The following is a 19,911-nucleotide window of genomic DNA, read 5'->3' on the forward strand; positions in this document are numbered from 1 at the left end:
GAAGATGCGACCGGATCTTCTAATCCTCGCTCGACTTTGCCTGATCGATGACCATGTAATCGAGCGGCAACTGCGTCGTATACTTGATCTGTTCCATGGCGAAGGCCGAGGAAACGTCCCGGATCTCAATCTTGGCGATCAGACGCTTGTAGAAGGCATCATAGGCCGCGATATCCGGCACGACCACGCGCAGGAGATAATCCACGTCGCCGCTCATGCGATAGAATTCCACCACTTCCGGGAAATCCGCCACGACTTCGGAGAACCGCCGCAGCCACTCCATCGAATGCGAATTGGTGCGCACCGACACGAATACGGTGACCTTCGTGTTCACCTTCACCGGATCGAGAAGCGCAACACGGCGCCGGATCACGCCTTCCTCTTCCATCTTCTGGATACGCCGCCAGCATGGCGTCGTGGAAAGCCCAACCTTCTTGGCGAGGTCGGCCACAGCCAAGGTCGAGTCTTCCTGCAAAAGGCGCAGAATCTTGCGGTCTAGACGATCCATCGAAAGTCCTCTCGAATATTTTTCCCTCTATAGCGCGGGATTTATGAAAATAAAGAAAATTGTTTCAGATCGTCAGCGCCCTCACCCGTTCACGCAGAAAGGGTAACAACTCGGCCTCGAACCAGGGATTGCGCCGGAGCCAGCCGGTATTGCGCCAGCTCGGATGCGGCAGCGGCAATACGGAGACGCCGGAAGTGCTTTTCGCGCAGCGTTGCCAGTCGCGTACCGTCTCCGTCATGGATCCGGGACAGTGCTTTCCGAGATGCCAACGCTGCGCATGGCGGCCGACCGCCAGCACCAGCTCGATCTGGGGCATGGCATCCATGACCCTCTGCCGCCAGAGCGGCGCGCACTCACCCCTCGGCGGCAGGTCGCTGCCATGTCTGTCGTAACCCGGGAAACAGAAACCCATCGGCACGATGGCGAAGTTTTGCGGATTGTAGAATGCCGCCCGGTCCACCGACAGCCATTGCCGCAGCCGGTCGCCCGACGCATCGTTGAAGGGAAGCCCGCTTTCATGCACCCGCAACCCCGGCGCCTGCCCGGCGATCAATATCCGCGCCGAAGCGGAAAGCACCGCCACCGGCCTCGGCTCGTGCGGCAGCCGGTAAGCCTCGCCGCGCGCCGGCTGGTCGCGGCAGCGGCGGCAGGCGGAGATCGCCGCCCGTAACGCCTCCAGGTCCTCCTCAGTCAATGTCGAACCTCGCCATGATCGCGCTCGCGTGTTCCTGAAGCCATTCGAGAATGATCTCTAGCCAGCCGGTCGCCCGGTGCGGACCCTCGGCCGCTCGGCCCTTCGAGCGCCGCCATTCTTGCGGCCTCACGAAATCGCCGGCCCAGAGCCCTGACCGCCCGGCCCGCGCCGTTTCCTCTTCGCCGCGGTAGAGCCCGTAGCTGACGGCATGACCGGAGAGGACCATCTCTCTCCCGAGGTCGGTCCCATCGGCTGCGCAGACGCCCAGTTCCCGACCGTAACGGTCGTGGCCATGAAGGCGACAGACGATCATGGCTCCCGCAACGAGATCCGCCAGCCGTTGCCGCGCCTGCGCACCGCAGTCCCACACGTCCTCCCCGCGTCGGCACATCTGGCCGATCTCCGGGGCATCGATGCCTTCGATGCGTATACGACGCCCGTCGATCCGCAGGCTGTCGCCATCACTGGCCGACGCCAGTCCTCGCAACTCACCTGTCATCGGGCGTTCCGGCGGCGGCAGCTGCGATGCCACGTAGGCGCCGATGCCGAGCAGGACGAGGAATATCCAGCCGCCGGCCATGCCGCCGCTGCCGGAAGGCCTCCTGCGCGGCGCGGGAACACCTGATCGACCGAAGGCAAAACGTCTTGGCGAGGAGCGCTGGCCTGCACCGCTGCCGCCGCCAATTCGAAATCTGCGGTTCTGCGACTTCACGCCCAGCGCCTCCTCGTCCTGTCTGCACCCGTCCCGGCTCCGAAACCGCAATCGCGCCACAATGGTTTTCGAATCCTTCATGGGGGCAGCAACTTCTTAAGGATTGCGTCCTACAGTGCAAGCTGAACGCAATCCTGACCAGAAGCATGAGCATCGCCGGCAGCACATCGACCGACAAGATCATCGTCGACAAGTCGCGGAACCATCGAAACAAGGCTGTTTCGAAGACCGTTCGCGCGACGCGACAGCGGCTGCAGACCGGCTCTTCGGCACCATCCGGCTTCGAACGGGAGATGCTCCTGCTCCACATCGAGTCCGTGCTCCACGGCGCGATGGCCCTGCCCCTACTCGTGATACTGATCGCGGCCAGCGGCATTCATCTCTCGGGCGACCCCATTATTCTCGCCTGGGCGTTGATGGCCCTGGCGGCGCATGCGGTGACCGTCCTGCTCGCGCGAAAGGCCAAGCGCGAGGATGTCGCCGCCGAAAAAGTCTCCGTCTGGCGCCGCCGCTTCCTCGCCGGCCAGATGCTGACCGGCCTGTGCTGGGCGATCTTCACGCTCCCGGACTGTCCGTCCTGCGGCGGCATCGCTTCCGGGCTCTTCGAGGGAACGGTGCTCTTCATTGCTCTTGCGGCCACCGCCATGGGCACTTTTCTATTGCGCAACGCTCTCTACTACACGTTTCTACCAGTGCTCGCTGCGCTCGGATTCTCCTCGCTTACGACCGGGGACCCGATCGATATCGGCCTTACGGGCATTCTGGCGATTTCGCTGGTCTTCCTGGCGTTCATGACCGCCAGGATGAACCGCGCCAACGTCCATATCCTTTCAGTCCAGTCTGAGAAGGACGACCTCATCGCCGAGCTCGAGGTGGCGAAGTCCATGTCGGACGAGGCCCGCCGCCGCGCGGAAGAAGCGAATCTCGCCAAGTCGCGCTTCCTCGCCTCGATGTCGCATGAGCTGCGCACACCGCTCAATGCGATCCTGGGCTTCTCCGAAGTCATGTCGACGGAGGTGCTCGGGCCGCTCAGCAATCCGACGTACAAGGAATACACGCTGGACATCCATCGCTCCGGCGAGCACCTCTTGAACCTCATCAACGAAATTCTCGACCTTTCGCGGATCGAAGCCGGCAAATACGAGCTCAGCGAGGATGCGGTGAACCTGGCTGAAATCGTCGAGGATTGCATCGGCATGGTTCAGCTGCGCGCTCGCGGCAAGAACATAACGATCAGCCTGCAGTTCGAACAGGCGATGCCGTCGGTCTGGGCGGACGAAAAGGCGATGCGCCAGGTGACCCTCAATCTGCTGTCGAATGCCGTCAAGTTCACCCCGTCGGGCGGTGAAGTCACCGTGAAGGTCGGCTGGACCGCCGGCGGCGGGCAATATCTTTCGATCCGGGACAACGGTCCGGGCATTCCGGAAGAGGAAATTCCGATCGTCCTGTCCGCCTTCGGCCAGGGCTCGATCGCCATCAAGAGCGCCGAGCAGGGCACCGGTCTCGGGCTGCCGATCGTCCAGGCGATCCTCGCAAAGCACAATGGCCAGTTCATTCTGCGTTCGAAACTCCGGGAAGGCACCGAAGCGATCGCCATCCTGCCGCCGCGGCGGGTTCTGCAGAGCCTGCCACCGGTCGAGGACGTCCCCTCCCTCACCCGCCGGCGAAGAAGCTTTGCCTGAACGCTTGCTGAGCGTCCCCCACTCCTGTGCCCGTCACAGGAATCCCGCCAGACCAAGTCATTGGGCTGGAAAGACTCTTCCCCGCCGCATGCGCGGCGCTGCTGGATCTCCCTGTTGACGAGCGACGGCGTCGCGGATCATCCGAGAAAACGCGCGAGAAATATCACGTAGAGGGCATAGCCGGCATTGGCGAGAATGAGGCAGAGGCAGGCGAAGGAGCCGAGGTCCTTGGCGTTCCGGCCCATTTCGGAGATTTCCGGCGAGACGCGGTCGACGATCTCCTCGATCGCCGTATTGATCGCCTCGAAAGCCATCATCAGCAGAAACAGGATCGCCATGGCGACATATTGGAACAGGTTGGCTCCGACGATCGCGAATGCGACCATCGCGACGGCGAAGGCGATAAGCTCATGCCGAAAAGCCGCCTCGCCGATCAGACGCTTGGCACCGCCGAAGGAATAGCTGGCCGCCGCGAAAAGGTGCCGGATGCCGGTATGCTTGTTGACGGGCCCGGCAGTGCCGTTGCGGGAGGTTGTGTTCTTGGCGTCCATTTCGTCTCGCGGGTTGGGAGAGGGCACAGCTTCGACGTTCCGATTTAGGCGAATCCAAGGCGGCATCAGTGCCGCATCTGCGAGACCACCCGACCGAATGACCCGACGCTTCCCGGATATGCGAGAAGCCGCCCCGCATCAATAGCTGCGCGACACGAGCTTAGCACGCATGACGGCCAATCGACAGCAAGCGTGGAGCGCGCGCCGGGCGACCTGCGCTACTCCTTATTGCTCACGCCAGCCTGAGCGAAGGTCGCCATGCCGCTGTGGCAGGCTGCCGCCGCCTTGACGATTCCCGCAGCAAGGGCCGCACCCGTGCCCTCGCCGAGCCGCATGCCGAGAGCCAGCAGCGGAGTCTTGCCGAGCTTCTCGATCGCCCGCATATGGCCGGGCTCGCTCGAAACATGGCCGATCAGGCAATGGTCGAGCGCTGACGGATTGGCTGCCTTGAGGATCGCCGCGGCTGCCGTCGCGACGTAGCCGTCGATGATAACCGGAACCTTCTGCATCCGCGCTGCAAGGATTGCGCCCGCCATTGCCGCGATCTCGCGGCCGCCAAGCCTCCGCATGACTTCCAGCGGATCGGACAAGTGGTCGCGGTGCAGCGAAACCGCCTTTTCAACAGCGGCGATCTTGCGCCTGAGCACCTCGCCTTCCGAGCCGGTTCCCGGGCCGACCCATTCCTCGGCCGTGCCGCCGTAAAGGCCGAGATTGATGGCAGCTGCGATCGTCGTGTTGCCGATGCCCATTTCGCCGATGCACAGAAGATCCGTACCGCCGGCGATCGCCTCCATGCCGAAAGCCATGGTCGCGGCGCAGTCGCGCTCGGAGAGAGCGGCTTCCTGGGTGATGTCGCCGGTCGGATAATCGAGCGCCAGATCGAAGACCTTGAGGCCGAGATCGTGCGCTACGCAAATCTGGTTGATGGCAGCCCCGCCGGCGGCGAAGTTCTCGACCATCTGCGCCGTCACCGAAGCGGGAAAGGGCGTCACCCCTTGGCGGGTCACGCCATGATTGCCGGCAAAAATCGCGACCAGCGGTCGGTTGACCGCCGGCGAACGCCCCGTCCAGGCGGCAAGCCAGAAGGCGATTTCCTCGAGGCGCCCGAGGGCGCCGGGCGGCTTCGTCAATTGTCCGTCCCGCTCGCGCGCCGCGACGAGTGCCGCCGTGTCCGGCCCCGGCAGATTGCGCAGTAGTTCGCGGAAATCATCAAACGGCAGGCCGCTGGCGCTCATGGATCACCCTTGCAATAGGAAACTCGTTCGGGCTCGTCATAGAGCGTGAGACCGCTCGCGGCAACGGCATTTGCGCCATTTGCCGTCGTCTCGCATGATCCCGCGGAACGCCGGGCGATTCGGGTGCGGGAGACGAGATGACAGATATTCGCGAACTCTGGGCCGACGTCGCACGGTCGGTTGCGTTCTTGAGCCGAATCCCACTGCCGGATCGATATTTCCGCGGCTATGACGGCGGGCTCGGCCGCGCCGTGCGCGCCTTCCCGCTTGCGGGCATCCTGATCACCCTTCCCGCCGCCGCGATAGCGGCACTTCTGGGCGCGTTTCATGCGAGCTCGCTCTTTACCGCCTTTCTCGTCGTCGCGGCTCAGGCGATGGTCACCGGCGCATTGCATGAAGACGGCCTTGGCGATACGGCCGACGGTTTCGGCGGCGGGCGAGACCGGGAAGGAGCGCTGGAGATCATGAAGGACAGCCGCATCGGGACGTACGGTGCGGTTGCCCTCATTCTTTCCTTCGGGCTTCGAGCTTCGGCGCTTGCCGCCTTTCTGCCGCTGCTGACGCCGGCGGGCGGCGGAATTGCGGTGCTTGCCACGGCTGCGCTTAGCCGCGCCGCGATGGTCTGGCATTGGTCCCGTCTCCCGCCTGCCCGCCGTAGCGGGGTGGCTGCCTCGGCGGGCGTTCCCGAGGCGCGGGCGACGTCGGTTGCCCTCGGCTCTGGCGTTCTCCTCGCACTCGTGCTGTTTTTCCTCGCCGGCGCCCCGACTGTTGCCGTCCTACTCTCCTTCGGTGCTTTCGGACTTATCGTGCCCGGCTTCACGCGGCTTGCCGAACGCAAGCTCGGCGGCCATACCGGCGACACGATCGGCGCCACCCAGCAACTGACGGAAATCGCCGTTCTGGGTGCTCTTGCGCTGGCGATCTGAAAGGCCGATATATTTTCGAACGAAACCGGAGCGGGATGAGGAAGTGTGTTCGGTTTGCCGCCCGCATTCCGCTCTTATGGAAACGATCGCGTTCATGATTTCAGGCCGATCCGGCCCGGAATCATCGTGATCCAGCAGAGCACTGTCCTGATCATGGAATCTCCCTGCATTCTCGTCTGCACGATCGACGACAGGACCGGCTACTGTTTCGGCTGCGGACGCACACGCCAGGAAATCGGCGCCTGGACGCTCTACACCGATACCGAGCGGCACAGCATCATGCAGGCCCTGCCGGCACGACTGGAAACGGTCGAGCGCAAACCGCGGCGGGAGACACGCCGGTCGCGCATGGCCCGAGAACGAAACGACGCATGAACAGGCTGATCATCCTCCTCGCAATTCTCGGTATCGGCCTCGTGCTGCTGATCTTCAATCACGGATCCGGCCGAACCTTTGGCATGAACAATGACGACTTCGGTCAGCTCGTAGCTCTCGGCGCGCTGGCAACGCTTTTTGCGGCCGGTATCGTCAGAAGCCGCAGAACGCTCGGCGAAGGGCTGACGCAGATCGCGATCTGGCTGCTGATCGCGACCGTCCTCGTGGCGCTCTATGTCTACCGGTTCGAACTCCAGTCGGTGGGCGACCGGCTGCTGGCCGGCCTTATGCCTGGCCGGGCCATGGTCATCACCGACAGCGAGGGTCTGCAGGAAGTGGTGCTGCATAAGCGGATCGACGGCCACTTTACCGCCGATGCAACGATCAACGGGCGTGAAGTCAACATGCTTGTGGACACCGGCGCGAGCAGCGTCGTGCTCACCCATGAGGACGCGGCAAATGTCGGTCTCGACGTGGCAGCGCTCGCCTATACGATATCGGTCATGACCGCGAACGGGCCGGCGCTCGCGGCACCGGTCGTCCTGCCGGAAATCGCCATCGGGCCGATCCGGCGAACGAATATCCGTGCCATGGTGGCGGCCGAAGGCAGGCTCGACAGCAGCCTGCTCGGCATGAGCTTCCTTTCGACACTCGATTTCCTGCAGATGCGCAGCGACCAGCTGCGGCTCAGGGATTGAGGCCGCCGGGTTCCGGTTGGAGCATTTCAACGTTTCCTGAAAGTGCTCTAATTGCGCAGCTTGTATCCGGTCCGGAAAATCCACGTCAGAACTGACATGCACAAAGCGAGAAAGACGAGGATGATCGCCGCACTGGCAAGCGGATTGACGTCGGAGATCTCGAAGAAACTCCAGCGGAAACCGCTGATCAGATAGAGGACCGGATTGAAGTGGCTCACCGCCCGCCAGAATGGCGGCAGCATATCGATCGAATAGAAACTGCCTCCGAGGAAGACGAGCGGCGGGACCACCAGCATCGGGATGAGGTTGAGCTGCTCGAAATCCTTCGCCCAGATGCCGATGATGAAGCCGAAAAGACTGAAGGTCACCGCCGTCAGAACGAAGAAGAAAATCATTACGAAGGGGTGGGCGATACTGAGATCGACGAAGAGCGATGCCGTGATCAAAATGATCGTACCGATCATCAATCCCTTCGTCGCCGCCGCCCCTACATAGCCGAGCACGATCTCCAGCATGGATATCGGCGACGACAGCACCTCGTAGATCGTGCCGGTGAACTTCGGGAAGTAGATGCCGAAGGAGCCGTTGCCGATGCATTGCGTCAGAAGCGTCAGCATCATGAGGCCCGGCGTGATGAAGGCGCCGTAAGAGATCCCGTCAATTTCCTGGATGCGCGCGCCGATGGCGGCACCGAAGACGATGAAGTAAAGCGAGGTGGAGATGACGGGCGAAACCACGCTTTGAAGAAGCGTGCGGCGCGTGCGCGCCATTTCGAAGAAATAGATGGATTTGACCGCCTCGATATTCATCGCCCCGCCTCCACGATTTCAACGAATATATCCTCGAGCGAACTCTGCCTCGTGGAAATGTCCCTGAGCCTTATTCCCGCCTCGGCCAGCGCCGCGAGCAGCGCCGTGATGCCCGTCCGCTCCGCGCTGGTGTCGTACTCGTAGATCAGTCGTTCGCCATCGTCCTCGAGCTGCAAATTGTAGGAAGCGAGGGAATCGGGAATCCCATCCAAAGGTTGGGCCAGATCGACGCGCAGCTGCTTGCGTCCGAGCTTCGTCATCAGCGCGTTCTTGTCCTCGACCAGCAATATCTCGCCGCTGTTGATTACCGCGATCCTGTCGGCGATTTCCTCCGCTTCTTCGATGTAATGTGTCGTCAGAATGATCGTCACGCCCGAAGCGCGCAGCCGCTGCACGACCTCCCACATGCTCTTGCGCAGGCTGACGTCGACGCCGGCCGTCGGCTCGTCGAGGAAAAGGACGCGGGGCTCGTGCGAGAGCGCCTTGGCGATCAGCACGCGCCGCTTCATGCCGCCGGACAGCTCGCGCAGCGTGCTGTCCTTCTTGTTCCAGAGCGACAGGTCTTTCAGCACCTTTTCGATATGTGCCGGGTCCGGCTTCTTGCCGTGAAGCCCGCGAGAGAAGGAAACGGTGTTCCACACGGTCTCGAAAGCATCGGTCGTCAGTTCCTGCGGCACCAGGCCTATCATCGCCCGCGTCTGGCGGAAGTCGCGAACGACATCGTGGCCGCCGACGGTAACCGTGCCGCCGGTCGCGTTGACGATGCCGCAGACGATCGAGATCAGCGTCGTCTTGCCGGCGCCGTTCGGACCAAGGAGCGCTAGAATCTCGCCCTCTTCGATGGCGAGGCTGACGCCCTTCAGAGCCTGAAAACCCGAGGCATAGGTCTTCGACAGATTGGAAACGGAAACGATTGGCGCCATGAAATTTATCCGGGAAGAGGTACAAACTCGGCGGGGTGCTGCTCTATATGGGCCGATTCACACGGATTTGCAGCCCATCTACGCCAAATTTCCGTTGACACTCCGTCAAAGCAGTTGCTTCAGCGGCCCCTTGCCGATGCCGAATGAGACGAAAGGCCAGCGAAATGGCGCCTTATACGGATTGAGACCGCACTCAGCGTCCACTCCCCTGGCGACAGAAGATTTCGTATAGCGCCATTACCAGCCTCACGGCCTTCTCCTCGGCGAGACGGTAGAAAATCTGCTTAGCGTCGCGTCGCGTCGCGACGATCCCGGCCTCACGCAGCACGGTCAGTTGCTGCGACAAGGACGGCTGGCGGATGCCGAGCGTCTCCTCCAACTGACCGACCGAGTGCTCGCCTTCGATGAGGGTGCACAGGATCATCAGCCGGTTCTGGTTCGCGGCCGCCTTGAGCAGCGCCGCAGCTTCGTCTGCCCGCTCGCTCATGCAAGGGCGAAAGTTCCGGAATTTCGTCACCGTTCCCATGGTCATGCCCTCAGCCCCACGCCGCTCCATTGAGCGCGTTGAGTGGAAACTTCAGGTAACGAGCGCCGTTGGCCTCCGGTTCCGGTAAGCGGCCGCCGCGGACATTGACCTGAAGCGCATGCAGGATCAGCTTGGGCATCGGCAGCGTGCGGTCGCGCGCCTCTCGCAGCTTGACGAAGGCATCCTCGCTCATGCCGGCAACATGCGGATTGCAGCGCTTCTCTTCGCCGACCGTGCTTTCCCAGCGCGGCTCACGCCCGTTCGGCCGGTAGTCATGGCCGGTGAAAACGCGGGTTTCATCCGGCAGGGCGAGAATTGCGCCTATGGAGCGCCACAGTTGACGCGCGTCCCCTCCTGGAAAGTCCGCGCGCGCGGTTCCGCCGTCCGGCATGAAGATCGTGTCATGCACGAAGGCCGCGTCGGCGATGACATAGGTGATCGAAGCAAGTGTGTGGCCCGGCGAATAGATCACGCGGCCTTCGAGCGAACCGAGGAAAAAGCGCTCGCCGTCCGCGAAAAGGTGATCCCATTGCGAGCCGTCCGTCGCAAGCTCCGGCCAGTTGTAGATCTTCTTCCAGAGCTCCTGGACGCGGACCACCTCGCATCCGATACCCGTCGGGGCCTCCGTCTTCTCCTTCAAATATGCGGCGGCTGAAAAATGATCCGCATGGGGATGGGTGTCCAGGATCCATTCGACCGTCAGGCCATTTTCGGCGATATGGCCGAGGATCAAGTCCGCCTGCTCGGTCTTGATCGATCCTGACTTCTCGTCGAAGTCGAGCACCGGGTCGATGATCGCACAGCGTTTCGTCAGTGGATCTGCAACGACATATTGGATGCTCCCCGAGCGGGCTTCGTAGAAGCCTTTGACACTTGGTCGTGCCGTCGCCGCTGCAGGCATGGTCGCCCTCCATTATAAATATACGATTAAATATAATAAATATCGTCAATCCAGCTATGAAGATGCGTCGATCCGGCCAGTATCCAGCCAGTACCGGCCGCAAAGGAAACTTACCGCACCGCTTCTCCGACCGCTAATACCGAATCTGGTTTATTGAGCGCCGGAGGCCGGTCATGTCCAAACTCCGCATTCAGGTCGCCCGGCCCGGCCGCGCTTAGATCACGATGATTTTAGGCCGGGTCGGCCCAAAATCATGAATGAGAGCAGCACCGCGTCCTCGGCGCGGGGAACTTGGTCTGGCTGGCATCCTTGTGGCGAGCACAGGGAGGTCTTAGTCGCAATGCCGGTAACCGGACTTGCGCGTCCTCAGATCGAAATGGAAATGGTCCTTGTGGAAAGGATCGCTGCCGGGCCCGAGCACGGTGTTGAAGTACTTGCAGCTATCGGTGCGCACGGCCTTCAACAGCCCTCGCTCGCGGAATGCGAAGAGGCCTTTCCTGCGCACATCGATTTCCTTGCCGTTCTTCAGCACGAATTTTCCGACATCGATCGCATTGCCGCGCGCATGTTCCGACATGGGATTGCCGCGACGGGAGTTCATCGTCCGGCAGGAATAGCCGCCGAGAGGCTTGATCGTCTTCACGCCAGACCAGTAACGGTAGCGCGACGACGGCGCGAGCTCGTACTTCACCCATTTGGCAAAGGCTTCGGTCACCTGGCAGTTGAGCTTCACCGCTGGCTTGACGGCGATATTGCCGGAAAGCCCGCTGAGCTCTATCGGGTAGTCGATGCCACAGGACGGACCGTTTTGGATGCGCGGCACGTCGCGAAACACGACGCCCAGCTTCTTCAACCGCTGCCGGCACGCGACCTCCGAACCCGGCATTTCGCCGGTATATTCCGGCGCGGACAGCGGGCTGCGGACGCGTGGTATGAAAGCGACCTGCTGCGGCTCCTGCGTCCGCGCCGCCCGCTGCGGCTGGAGCATACCGGCCCTGTTCGCTTGCGCGGCGCCCTGTGGGGCCAGCGGCGGCAAGTCGGGATCATAGCCGGGATCGGCCTTGGCCACCGGCATCGGCTGCGGCGCTCCGGCAAGCTGGCGCAGATCGTTTTCGCCGATACCGGCCACGACCGGCTGCGTCGTGTTGCCCTCGGCGATTTCGCCGGCCTGTTCCTGCGCCAATCCCACGACCGGCTCGACGCCGAGCATGGTATCCATGTTCACTCCCTCGGAGGGAATCGTCATCGGCCCGGCCGCGGCAAGCTGGTCTTGCGGCACAGGCATCGCGTCATCGGATACCGGGGCAACCGAGCTCTGGCTGGTCATAGCGACGGGGTCTGACGACGGATAGGCAGCGACTCCCTGTTCCGGCATGGCGGCAGGCGCCGGTCTGATCGCGCCGACACGGGACCCCCCGTCGATCCGGGCCGGCGGCGCAAGCACGTCGGTCGTGCAGGCAACGAGCGGAATGGACAATAGCAGCGCCGCCAATGGACGATGGAGAAGAGAAACATACGCCATACTGATTGCCGCCTTCATCCATGACAAAGCTTCGGCCTTGTCAGTGCGCCGCCTGCCCACGGCCGAGAATGAACGTGCGGGATGTCGCCAAACGGGCGCACGGTCGAGAAAGTCGGCCTTGCGACCTAATTTATGCAAACGTGGTAAACGAAGCCTTTCGTGCGGCTCGCCAAATCGGGCGAGCTGCCGGAAATGACGGGGTCCGCATTCTCGCGACTGCGGTCCTCGTCATTGCCGGTTTCCGTCCGGCTGCTGCGACCTTTGCGCGTCTGATAGGACGCGCGGCGCTGTAGGGCGCGACCGGAGTGCGCGTAACGCTTAGCGGCATTCCCCGGGATGGGCGACGCGGAAGCCGTCCGCTCGTGCCTCGCAGGCATTCGGGAACGTTCTCGAACGTCCGTTTCGCTCGCCGCAGACCGGCGCGAACTCCCGCGTGCAGAATTGCGGTTGCTGCGGGCGATCGTCCTCGCGGCGGCATTCACCCGGTGCGATGATGCGGAAGCCCTCGGCACGCGCCATGCAGGAGTTGGGGAAGGTCTGCCTTCTCGGCCCGCGCTGCCCGCAAACCGGCGAAAACTCACGCGTGCAGGCCTGTTCTTCCGGCGGACGGGACGCCGGCCGGCATTCACCGCGATGAACGACACGGAAGCCGTCGGCGCGTGCCTGGCAGGCATTGGGGAAGGTCCGCATGCGGTTGCCGCGTTCGCCGCAGACCGGAGCGAATTCCATGGTGCACATTTGCGGACCCGGCGGGCGGATCGGTCCCGGGCCGGGCCGCGGCTCGTCGACCACGACGGTACAGGCCGAAAGGAAGCCGACGGCGACCAGGAAAACGGCGGCCGACTTCATGATGAAACGCTTGAAAGGCAACACAGGTCTCCCCCTTGTTTGGCGTTTCGGGATCGGGTGCGAATGCCCATCCTCCCTTCACCCATCTCGCCTCTCTTGCGGTCTCGCGTCAACTGCCGCGGGATACGCCATCCACACCGCTACCGACATGAGGAGGCCATCCCGACGGGTCGTCAACCGTAGGAAGAGGCCCGCATCCTTCCGGCTGCGGGCCATTTCCGACTCTCCCGCCGATATCGTCAGGCTGCCCTGCCATAGGCCGGCTGAACGTCCTGTTCCGCGAGCCGGAACTGTTCGAGCAGCGCCTTCAGTTCACGACTTTCCTGCGCCAGCGTCTGGCTTGCCGCGGTCGTCTCCTCGACCATGGCCGCGTTCTGCTGCGTCATCTGGTCCATGCTGTTGACGGCGGTGTTGACTTCCTGCAGTCCAGTGGCCTGTTCCCGAGCCGCGGTGGCGATCGAGGCCACCTGCTCGTTGACGCGGTTGACCAGAACCTCGATCTCCATCAGCGCATCGCCCGTCGAGCGGACGAGTTCGACGCCGGCACCGACCTGCTTCACCGAAGTGCCTATCAGCTCCTTGATCTCCTTTGCCGCGCCGGCCGAGCGTTGCGCGAGCTCGCGGACCTCCTGGGCAACCACGGCGAAGCCGCGGCCGGCTTCCCCTGCCCGCGCCGCCTCGACGCCTGCATTGAGCGCCAGCAGGTTTGTCTGGAAGGCGATCTCGTCGATCACGCCGATGATCTGGCTGATGCGGCTCGACGAGGCTTCGATCCGCCCCATGGCATCGATCGCATTGCGCACGATGCCGCCGGATTTCGCAGCACTCGCCCTTGTCTCGTCCACCATGTCGCGTGCCTCGAGGGCGCGGTCCGACGCATGGCGCACCGTTGAGGTGATCTCGTCGAGCGCTGCCGCTGTCTCTTCGAGAGCGGCCGCTTGCTGCTCGGTACGGCGCGACAGGTTGTTCGCCGCCTCTGAAATATCGGCGGCGCTGCCGTGGACGACTTCGGTGGACTGCGATATGGCGCCTATGACGTCGCGAAGCGCGGCGACCGCCGTATTGAAGTCGTCCTTGAGCTTGGCGTATTCCGGCGCGATCCGGGCAACCTCGGCGGTAAGGTCGCCGTTTGCCAGCCGCTCGAGCGCGGCGCCGAGTGTCTCCATGGCCTCGGCCTGGGTTGCGGCAGTGGTACGCTGGCGGTCTTCGTTGCCGCGCCGCTCGGCCTCCAGGCGATCCTGCTGCTCCGCCTCGCGGGAGCGCAGTTCGAGGCGCTCCTTGACGGAGTCACGCAGGACGACGAGCACCTTCGCCATCTGGCCGATCTCGTCGCCGCGATCGGTCTCCGGAACCTCCGAGGAAAGGTCTTCGTCTGCGATTGCCCGCATGGAGACCTTCAGCTTTTCGATGGGCCGAACCACGCTGCGCACGATCGCCAGGGCCGCCATGAGGATCGCGAGAGCCGCAGCCACCAGAATGCCGGCCATCTGCCAGGCGCGCTCGCGGAACATGGCGGCGAGGTCGTCGGCATAAACGCCGGTCCCGACCACCCAACCCCAGGGCTCGAAGCCGGCCACATGCGAATATTTCAGCACCGGCTCGTCGGCACCGGGCTTCGGCCAGTAATAATCGACGAAGCCCCTGCCATGCGCCTGCACCGTCTTCACGAATTCAACGAACAGGAATTTCCCGTTCGGATCCTTGTTCTGCGTCAGGTCGGCGCCGTCGAGTTCAGGCTTGATCGGATGCATCACCATTTTGGGATGCATGTCGTTCACCCAGAAATAGCCGCTGTCCTGGTAGCGCATCGCCCTGATCGCTTCCAGAGCGCGGCTTTGCGCCTCCTGGCGCGTGAGTGTTCCGGCCTTTTCCTGGCTATGATAGGCATCGAACACAGTGATAGCGTTCTCGTTCATCGCCGCGAGCATGGCCTTGCGCTCGGCAACGAGCTTGTCCTGCGCCTGGATCAGCCCGAAGGTCAGCGCTGCCGCCATCGTCAAAAGCGCAAACGCGACCAGCGCGTAAAGACGCGCCGAAATCCGAATTCTTCTCATCCCCTGCCTCCATTTCGAGGCATGCAGAATATGAGCGGCTATTTGCAAAGCTCCTAACAAACGCTCACTAGATTTGAGGGTGATCGAATTAACGATTGAAGCGTCACGCGCGGCGTCTTTGCTGCCTCAGCGTGAAATTGTTCCGGCGCTCTTTGCTCGCCCGACGGCAGTGGGTTAAACCTTGTTCGTCAGCAAGGGAGACAGGCCGCATGAATGCAGCAAGCAAGCCGAACGGCGAACTGACTTTGCGCACGCTCGCAATGCCCGGCGACGCCAATGCCGCCGGCGACATCTTCGGCGGCTGGGTGATGGCGCAGATGGACCTTTCCTGCGGCATCCGGGCCGCCGAGCGTGCAAGGGGCCGCGTCGTGACTGCGGCGGTAAAGGAAATGGCCTTTGCGCTGCCGGTGAAGATCGGCGACACGCTCTGCATCTATACCGATATCGTCAAGGTCGGGCGGACGTCGATGACGCTCAAGGTCGAGGCCTGGGCACAGCGTTACCTCTCCCATGTCATGGAGAAGGTTACCGACGCGATCTTCGTGATGGTGGCGCTCGACTCGACCGGCAAGCCGACGCCGGTTCCTGCCGAGCAATAGGCGGACGTCCATGGAGCAGGTGCAGCCCGATCCGGCGATCTTTTCGCACATACGCGTCGTCATGGGCATGGTGATCAGCCTCTCGCTTGCACGGCTCCTCAGCGGCGTTGCGCTTTTCGTGCAGCACCCGGGCAAGACGAAGGTCTACTGGATACATCTCGGCTGGGTGCTGTTCATGTTCGTCTTCCTGATCCACTTCTGGTGGTGGGAGTACCACCTGCACTCGCTGGCGGTGATCGATGTCAGCGTCTACCTGTTCGTCATCCTCTATAGCTGCGTCTTCTTTCTTCTATGCGTGTTCCTCTTCCCGACGACGCTCGACGAGTACAGCGGCTACGAACATTATTTCATTTCCAGGCGCGCCTGGTTCTTCGGCTTCCTTGCCCTCGCATTCGCGGTCGATCTCATCGATACGGCCTTGAAAGGTAAAGCCTATTTCCAGTCCTTCGGGATCGAATATCCGCTGCGCAACGGGGCCTACATCGCGCTCTGCATCGTCGCGGCGGTCACGCCCAATCGGCGCTTCCATGCGTCGTTTCTGGTGGGCGCGGTTCTTTACCAGCTCACATGGATGTATCGCGCTTTCGACCTGCTCGATTGAGAAGGTCCCGTCAGGGGAATGAGGGGCAGACCACGGCGATGTCTCACCCTTTGAAGATGAACGACGCCCCGAGCGCGATCAGGGCGAAGCCGATGAACTGATGCCAGCCAATCGGTTCCTTCAGCCAGAAGATCGAGAAGAGCACGAAAATGGTGAGCGTGATCACCTCCTGCATCGTCTTCAGCTGGGCCGCCGAATAGACCGAATGCCCGATGCGGTTCGCCGGCACCGCCAGCCAATATTCGAAAAAGGCAATTCCCCAGCTTGCGGCGATAACGATGTACAGCGGCGACGAAGTGAATTTCAGATGGCCGTACCAGGCGAAGGTCATGAAGACATTGGAGAGAAGCAGCAGGATGACCGGCCAGACATAGGCGGGATTGACGGCAAATGGCATGGAAACCTCGGGAGAGCGCGAATCGCCAGCCGAGAATGCTCTGCCGGACGCCGGCGTTGCAAGTATCTTCGGCTCTCGGTGCGACGATTCGATCGGCTGCCCAACAGGTCCGGCGGCCATTGAAAAATCGCGCGTCCGTTTCCCTTTTGTACTCGTTCCCCCTTCCCTTTCGAACTGACTCTGTCCATATTCCCGCCATGGCCCGATCACCGAAAAATACTCCGAAGAAGGCGCCGGCACCCGGCGGTTTCGAAGAAACCCCGCAGGCGCCGCTTTCGGGCACGCCGCTCTCCGGCAATGTCTCCGACTGGGTCAGGCAGCTCGAATCGGAAGCGGAAGCGAGCACCTTCGAAAGCCGGCGCGAGGTAGCCTCGAAGGCGGGCCGGCATCGCAAGAAGGTGGAAATCTCCGCCTCGAAATCCGCGCGCGGCACATCGATGGGCGGAACGACCGATCCGAAGACGCGCGCGGCTGCGGGGCTGAATCCCGTCGCCGGCCTCGATGTGGCGCTGGAGGATGCCGACAAGCTCACGTCGGGCTCGGGCGTCACCGCCACCGTCGAGGCACTCGCCAAGCTCATCGAGAGCGGCAATCCGCTGTTCAAGGACGGCACGCTCTGGACGCCGCACCGCCCGGCCCGGCCCGAAAAGTCCGAAGGCGGCATCGCCATCCGCATGCAATCGGACTACGAACCCGCGGGCGACCAGCCGACGGCGATCGCAGACCTGGTCGACGGCCTCTCGTCCGGCGAGCGCAACCAGGTGCTGCTCGGGGTCACCGGCTCGGGAAAAACCTTCACCATGGCCAAGGTGATCGAGGCGACGCAGCGCCCCGCCGTCATTCTGGCGCCGAACAAGACGCTCGCCGCGCAGCTCTATTCCGAGTTCAAGAACTTCTTCCCCGACAACGCGGTCGAATATTTCGTCTCCTATTACGACTACTATCAGCCGGAAGCCTACGTCCCACGTTCGGACACCTATATCGAGAAGGAATCCTCGATCAACGAGCAGATCGACCGGATGCGCCACTCGGCGACGCGCTCGCTCCTCGAACGCGACGACGTCATCATCGTCGCCTCGGTTTCCTGCATCTACGGTATCGGCTCGGTCGAGACCTATACGGCGATGACCTTTCAGATGAGCATCGGCGACCGGCTCGACCAGCGGCAGTTGCTCGCCGATCTTGTGGCGCAGCAGTACAAGCGCCGTGACATGGATTTCCAGCGCGGGTCCTTCCGCGTCCGCGGCGACACGATCGAGATCTTTCCCGCCCACCTGGAGGATGCCGCCTGGCGCATCTCCATGTTCGGAGACGAGATCGACTCCATCACCGAATTCGATCCGCTCACTGGCCAGAAGACCGGCGACCTCAAGTCGGTGAAGATCTACGCCAATTCGCACTATGTGACGCCGCGTCCGACGTTGAACGCCGCCATCAAGGCGATAAAGGACGAACTGAGCCAGCGCCTTGCCGAGCTGGAGCGCGCCGGACGCCTCCTGGAAGCGCAGCGGCTGGAGCAGCGCACCCGTTACGACATCGAAATGCTCGAAGCCACCGGTTCCTGTCAGGGCATCGAGAACTATTCGCGTTATCTCACCGGCCGCAGGCCGGGCGAGCCGCCGCCGACGCTGTTCGAGTATATTCCGGACAATGCGCTGATCTTCATCGACGAAAGTCATGTCACCATTCCGCAGATCGGCGGCATGTATCGCGGCGACTTCCGCCGCAAGGCAACGCTTGCGGAATACGGCTTCCGCCTGCCGTCCTGCATGGACAACCGGCCGCTGCGCTTCGAGGAATGGGACGCGATGCGCCCGGACACGATCGCCGTATCGGCCACCCCCGGTGCCTGGGAGATGGAGCAATCCGGCGGCGTCTTCGCCGAACAGGTCATCCGCCCGACCGGCCTCATCGATCCGCCGGTGGAGGTGCGTTCCGCCAAGACGCAGGTGGACGACGTGCTCGGCGAGATCCGCGAGACCGCCGCCGCGGGTTACCGCACCCTGGTCACCGTGCTCACCAAGCGCATGGCCGAGGACCTCACCGAATATCTGCACGAACAGGGCGTGCGGGTGCGTTATATGCATTCCGACATCGACACGCTGGAGCGCATCGAGATCATCCGCGACCTGCGCCTCGGCGCCTTCGACGTGCTGGTCGGCATCAACCTCCTGCGCGAGGGCCTCGACATTCCCGAATGCGGCTTCGTCGCGATCCTGGATGCGGACAAGGAAGGGTTCCTGCGTTCGGAAACCTCCCTCATCCAGACGATCGGCCGCGCCGCCCGTAACGTCGACGGCAAGGTCATCCTTTATGCCGACACGATCACCGGCTCGATGCAGCGGGCAATGGACGAGACCAGCCGCCGCCGCGAGAAACAGATGGCCTACAATGCCGAGCACGGCATCACGCCGGAATCGGTCAAGGCGAAGATCTCCGACATTCTCGATTCTGTCTACGAACGCGACCATGTCCGCGCCGACATCTCCGGCGTCGCCGGCAAGGGCTTTGCTGATGGCGGCCACCTCGTCGGCAATAATCTCCAGGCACATCTCAACGCGCTCGAAAAACAGATGCGCGACGCCGCCGCCGATCTCGACTTCGAAAAGGCCGCACGCCTGCGCGACGAGATCAAGCGCCTCAAGGCCGCGGAGCTGGCCGTGTTGGACGACCCGATGGCGCGAGAGGAAGCGAAATCGCAGGAGAACAGCAAACGAGGCAGCCAGGGTGCGTCCGGCACCACAGCCTCTCTCCCGCCGGGTCATGCTCCCCACAAGGATGTGGCGCAATCAGAGTCCTACTTCCAGAAACCCTCGCTCGACGACATGGGTCCGGGGACCGACACCGAACGCCCCCTCTTCCGCAAACCCGAGCTCGACGAAATGGGTCGCGACGTGGCGGTCCCTTCTCCCCGCGGGCAGGAAGACGGTGTTCGAAAGGCGGATGAGGGGCGGTCGCTGTTCAGGAAAAACACCTTGGACGAAATGACCGTCGGCCGCACGGAGAAGCCGGTGCCGGGACAGGCCCCGGAAAAACCGACTCTCACCCGCGCCAAGCCAGGCGTCGGCTCCTACGAAGACCCGGCAGAGGAGAAAGGGCGCAAGGGGCGGACGAAAGGGAAGACGGGCCGGCCGGGGCGGTGAGCCAGCCGCACCGGATTCCGAGGACGCTCTGGGGCGCTTACCCGTTACAGAATACTACCAGCTGCCGCCGCCGCAGCAGCCGGCCATACGCTGCGCGTAGCCGTCATCGCATTCAGGGAAAGTGCGAGAGCGACCGCGAGGATGAGCGCGACGACATGCAGCCTTCATTTTTAAGGGTAACCCAAAAGGATTAGCCCGGATACGGC

General features: G+C 62.8%; 20 protein-coding genes. 7 read left to right on the plus strand and 13 right to left on the minus strand.

The genetic code is table 11. The features are described from left to right. Positions 1 to 19: 19 nt before the first annotated feature. The 3 genes from SINAR_RS0119735 to SINAR_RS0119745 all read right to left on the minus strand — a co-directional run bounded on the left by SINAR_RS0119735 (position 20) and on the right by SINAR_RS0119745 (position 1,914). Positions 20 to 508: an Lrp/AsnC family transcriptional regulator gene (locus SINAR_RS0119735; RefSeq protein WP_003535303.1), complete on the minus strand. Its 489-nt coding sequence runs from the start codon at positions 506 to 508 to the stop codon at positions 20 to 22. A 64-nt stretch (positions 509 to 572) separates the two neighbouring features. Further along, positions 573 to 1,202, minus strand: a complete 630-nt coding sequence (locus SINAR_RS0119740) for a uracil-DNA glycosylase family protein (RefSeq protein ID WP_028000665.1) — start codon at positions 1,200 to 1,202, stop codon at positions 573 to 575. Further along, a complete protein-coding gene (locus SINAR_RS0119745) occupies positions 1,195 to 1,914 on the minus strand; it encodes a thermonuclease family protein (RefSeq protein WP_028000666.1) in 720 nt (239 codons plus the stop codon). The genes SINAR_RS0119740 and SINAR_RS0119745 overlap by 8 nt, the downstream gene beginning before the upstream one ends. Before the next feature lie 146 nt (positions 1,915 to 2,060). Here SINAR_RS0119745 and SINAR_RS0119750 point away from each other — a divergent pair, with 146 nt between their 5' ends. Then, positions 2,061 to 3,596 (plus strand): sensor histidine kinase, encoded by a 1,536-nt coding sequence (locus SINAR_RS0119750; RefSeq protein WP_028000667.1) that lies wholly within the window; start codon positions 2,061 to 2,063, stop codon positions 3,594 to 3,596. A 137-nt stretch (positions 3,597 to 3,733) separates the two neighbouring features. On the opposite strand, the gene SINAR_RS0119755 is transcribed toward SINAR_RS0119750, so the two are convergent. After that, entirely contained in the window at positions 3,734 to 4,147 is a 414-nt protein-coding gene (locus tag SINAR_RS0119755; RefSeq protein WP_028000668.1) for a diacylglycerol kinase, read from the minus strand. A gap of 218 nt (positions 4,148 to 4,365) precedes the next feature. Beyond that, a complete protein-coding gene (gene cobT, locus SINAR_RS0119760) occupies positions 4,366 to 5,382 on the minus strand; it encodes a nicotinate-nucleotide--dimethylbenzimidazole phosphoribosyltransferase (protein ID WP_028000669.1) in 1,017 nt (338 codons plus the stop codon). Positions 5,383 to 5,519: 137 nt separating this feature from the next. Between cobT and SINAR_RS0119765 the strand changes: the two genes are divergently transcribed. The 3 genes from SINAR_RS0119765 (at position 5,520) to SINAR_RS0119775 (ending at position 7,381) form a co-directional block, all read left to right on the plus strand. After that, the gene (locus SINAR_RS0119765; protein ID WP_028000670.1) at positions 5,520 to 6,308 is read left to right on the plus strand and encodes an adenosylcobinamide-GDP ribazoletransferase; all 789 of its coding nucleotides are present in this window, start codon (positions 5,520 to 5,522) and stop codon (positions 6,306 to 6,308) included. Positions 6,309 to 6,461: 153 nt separating this feature from the next. Further along, a complete protein-coding gene (locus tag SINAR_RS0119770; protein WP_028000671.1) occupies positions 6,462 to 6,683 on the plus strand; it encodes a DUF1289 domain-containing protein in 222 nt (73 codons plus the stop codon). Beyond that, the gene (locus SINAR_RS0119775) at positions 6,680 to 7,381 is read left to right on the plus strand and encodes a TIGR02281 family clan AA aspartic protease (protein WP_028000672.1); all 702 of its coding nucleotides are present in this window, start codon (positions 6,680 to 6,682) and stop codon (positions 7,379 to 7,381) included. The genes SINAR_RS0119770 and SINAR_RS0119775 overlap by 4 nt, the downstream gene beginning before the upstream one ends. A gap of 47 nt (positions 7,382 to 7,428) precedes the next feature. Here SINAR_RS0119775 and SINAR_RS0119780 read toward each other — a convergent pair whose 3' ends face one another. From SINAR_RS0119780 to SINAR_RS0119820, 7 genes are all read right to left on the minus strand, one after another. Continuing rightward, entirely contained in the window at positions 7,429 to 8,190 is a 762-nt protein-coding gene (locus tag SINAR_RS0119780; protein WP_028000673.1) for an ABC transporter permease, read from the minus strand. Then, positions 8,187 to 9,113, minus strand: coding sequence for an ABC transporter ATP-binding protein (locus tag SINAR_RS0119785; RefSeq protein ID WP_028000674.1), 927 nt, complete (start codon positions 9,111 to 9,113; stop codon positions 8,187 to 8,189). Before SINAR_RS0119785 ends, SINAR_RS0119780 begins: the two co-directional genes overlap by 4 nt. A gap of 193 nt (positions 9,114 to 9,306) precedes the next feature. Beyond that, on the minus strand, positions 9,307 to 9,639 hold the full coding sequence (locus SINAR_RS0119790; RefSeq protein ID WP_028000675.1) for an ArsR/SmtB family transcription factor: 333 nt from the start codon (positions 9,637 to 9,639) through the stop codon (positions 9,307 to 9,309). Between the two features lie 10 nt (positions 9,640 to 9,649). Further along, positions 9,650 to 10,540, minus strand: coding sequence for an MBL fold metallo-hydrolase (locus SINAR_RS0119795; RefSeq protein ID WP_028000676.1), 891 nt, complete (start codon positions 10,538 to 10,540; stop codon positions 9,650 to 9,652). Between the two features lie 331 nt (positions 10,541 to 10,871). Beyond that, positions 10,872 to 12,062, minus strand: coding sequence for an extensin-like domain-containing protein (locus tag SINAR_RS0119800; RefSeq protein WP_028000677.1), 1,191 nt, complete (start codon positions 12,060 to 12,062; stop codon positions 10,872 to 10,874). Between the two features lie 318 nt (positions 12,063 to 12,380). After that, positions 12,381 to 12,935 carry a Kazal-type serine protease inhibitor domain-containing protein gene (locus SINAR_RS0119810; protein ID WP_028000678.1) on the minus strand — a complete coding sequence of 185 codons (555 nt, stop codon included), beginning with the start codon at positions 12,933 to 12,935 and terminating at the stop codon, positions 12,381 to 12,383. 215 nt (positions 12,936 to 13,150) lie between these two features. Then, positions 13,151 to 14,965 (minus strand): methyl-accepting chemotaxis protein, encoded by a 1,815-nt coding sequence (locus tag SINAR_RS0119820; RefSeq protein ID WP_028000679.1) that lies wholly within the window; start codon positions 14,963 to 14,965, stop codon positions 13,151 to 13,153. Positions 14,966 to 15,174: 209 nt separating this feature from the next. Between SINAR_RS0119820 and SINAR_RS0119825 the strand changes: the two genes are divergently transcribed. Both SINAR_RS0119825 and SINAR_RS0119830 read left to right on the plus strand, forming a co-directional pair. Beyond that, complete coding sequence (locus tag SINAR_RS0119825) at positions 15,175 to 15,564, plus strand: acyl-CoA thioesterase (protein ID WP_028000680.1); 390 nt, start codon at positions 15,175 to 15,177, stop codon at positions 15,562 to 15,564. 10 nt (positions 15,565 to 15,574) lie between these two features. Then, positions 15,575 to 16,165 carry a hypothetical protein gene (locus SINAR_RS0119830; RefSeq protein WP_028000681.1) on the plus strand — a complete coding sequence of 197 codons (591 nt, stop codon included), beginning with the start codon at positions 15,575 to 15,577 and terminating at the stop codon, positions 16,163 to 16,165. 43 nt (positions 16,166 to 16,208) lie between these two features. Here SINAR_RS0119830 and SINAR_RS0119835 read toward each other — a convergent pair whose 3' ends face one another. Further along, entirely contained in the window at positions 16,209 to 16,562 is a 354-nt protein-coding gene (locus SINAR_RS0119835; RefSeq protein WP_028000682.1) for a DMT family protein, read from the minus strand. 197 nt (positions 16,563 to 16,759) lie between these two features. Between SINAR_RS0119835 and uvrB the strand changes: the two genes are divergently transcribed. Then, on the plus strand, positions 16,760 to 19,705 hold the full coding sequence (gene uvrB, locus SINAR_RS0119840; RefSeq protein ID WP_028000683.1) for an excinuclease ABC subunit UvrB: 2,946 nt from the start codon (positions 16,760 to 16,762) through the stop codon (positions 19,703 to 19,705). The last annotated feature ends 206 nt before the right edge of the window (positions 19,706 to 19,911 follow it).

The sequence above is a fragment of the Sinorhizobium arboris LMG 14919 genome, assembly GCF_000427465.1.
Classification (GTDB): Bacteria; Pseudomonadota; Alphaproteobacteria; order Rhizobiales; family Rhizobiaceae; genus Sinorhizobium; species Sinorhizobium arboris.

Excerpts from the sequence above, each read along its gene's own strand:
- SINAR_RS0119830 (WP_028000681.1), top strand. The coding sequence starts at position 15,575 with ATGGAGCAGGTGCAGCCCGATCCGGCGATCTTTTCGCACATACGCGTC.
- cobT (WP_028000669.1), bottom strand. The coding sequence starts at position 5,382 with ATGAGCGCCAGCGGCCTGCCGTTTGATGATTTCCGCGAACTACTGCGC.
- SINAR_RS0119800 (WP_028000677.1), bottom strand. The coding sequence starts at position 12,062 with ATGGCGTATGTTTCTCTTCTCCATCGTCCATTGGCGGCGCTGCTATTG.
- SINAR_RS0119775 (WP_028000672.1), top strand. The coding sequence starts at position 6,680 with ATGAACAGGCTGATCATCCTCCTCGCAATTCTCGGTATCGGCCTCGTG.
- SINAR_RS0119780 (WP_028000673.1), bottom strand. The coding sequence starts at position 8,190 with ATGAATATCGAGGCGGTCAAATCCATCTATTTCTTCGAAATGGCGCGC.
- SINAR_RS0119825 (WP_028000680.1), top strand. The coding sequence starts at position 15,175 with ATGAATGCAGCAAGCAAGCCGAACGGCGAACTGACTTTGCGCACGCTC.
- SINAR_RS0119790 (WP_028000675.1), bottom strand. The coding sequence starts at position 9,639 with ATGGGAACGGTGACGAAATTCCGGAACTTTCGCCCTTGCATGAGCGAG.
- SINAR_RS0119820 (WP_028000679.1), bottom strand. The coding sequence starts at position 14,965 with ATGAGAAGAATTCGGATTTCGGCGCGTCTTTACGCGCTGGTCGCGTTT.
- SINAR_RS0119755 (WP_028000668.1), bottom strand. The coding sequence starts at position 4,147 with ATGGACGCCAAGAACACAACCTCCCGCAACGGCACTGCCGGGCCCGTC.
- SINAR_RS0119735 (WP_003535303.1), bottom strand. The coding sequence starts at position 508 with ATGGATCGTCTAGACCGCAAGATTCTGCGCCTTTTGCAGGAAGACTCG.
- SINAR_RS0119770 (WP_028000671.1), top strand. The coding sequence starts at position 6,462 with ATGGAATCTCCCTGCATTCTCGTCTGCACGATCGACGACAGGACCGGC.
- uvrB (WP_028000683.1), top strand. The coding sequence starts at position 16,760 with ATGGCCCGATCACCGAAAAATACTCCGAAGAAGGCGCCGGCACCCGGC.
- SINAR_RS0119785 (WP_028000674.1), bottom strand. The coding sequence starts at position 9,113 with ATGGCGCCAATCGTTTCCGTTTCCAATCTGTCGAAGACCTATGCCTCG.
- SINAR_RS0119750 (WP_028000667.1), top strand. The coding sequence starts at position 2,061 with ATGAGCATCGCCGGCAGCACATCGACCGACAAGATCATCGTCGACAAG.
- SINAR_RS0119835 (WP_028000682.1), bottom strand. The coding sequence starts at position 16,562 with ATGCCATTTGCCGTCAATCCCGCCTATGTCTGGCCGGTCATCCTGCTG.
- SINAR_RS0119795 (WP_028000676.1), bottom strand. The coding sequence starts at position 10,540 with ATGCCTGCAGCGGCGACGGCACGACCAAGTGTCAAAGGCTTCTACGAA.
- SINAR_RS0119765 (WP_028000670.1), top strand. The coding sequence starts at position 5,520 with ATGACAGATATTCGCGAACTCTGGGCCGACGTCGCACGGTCGGTTGCG.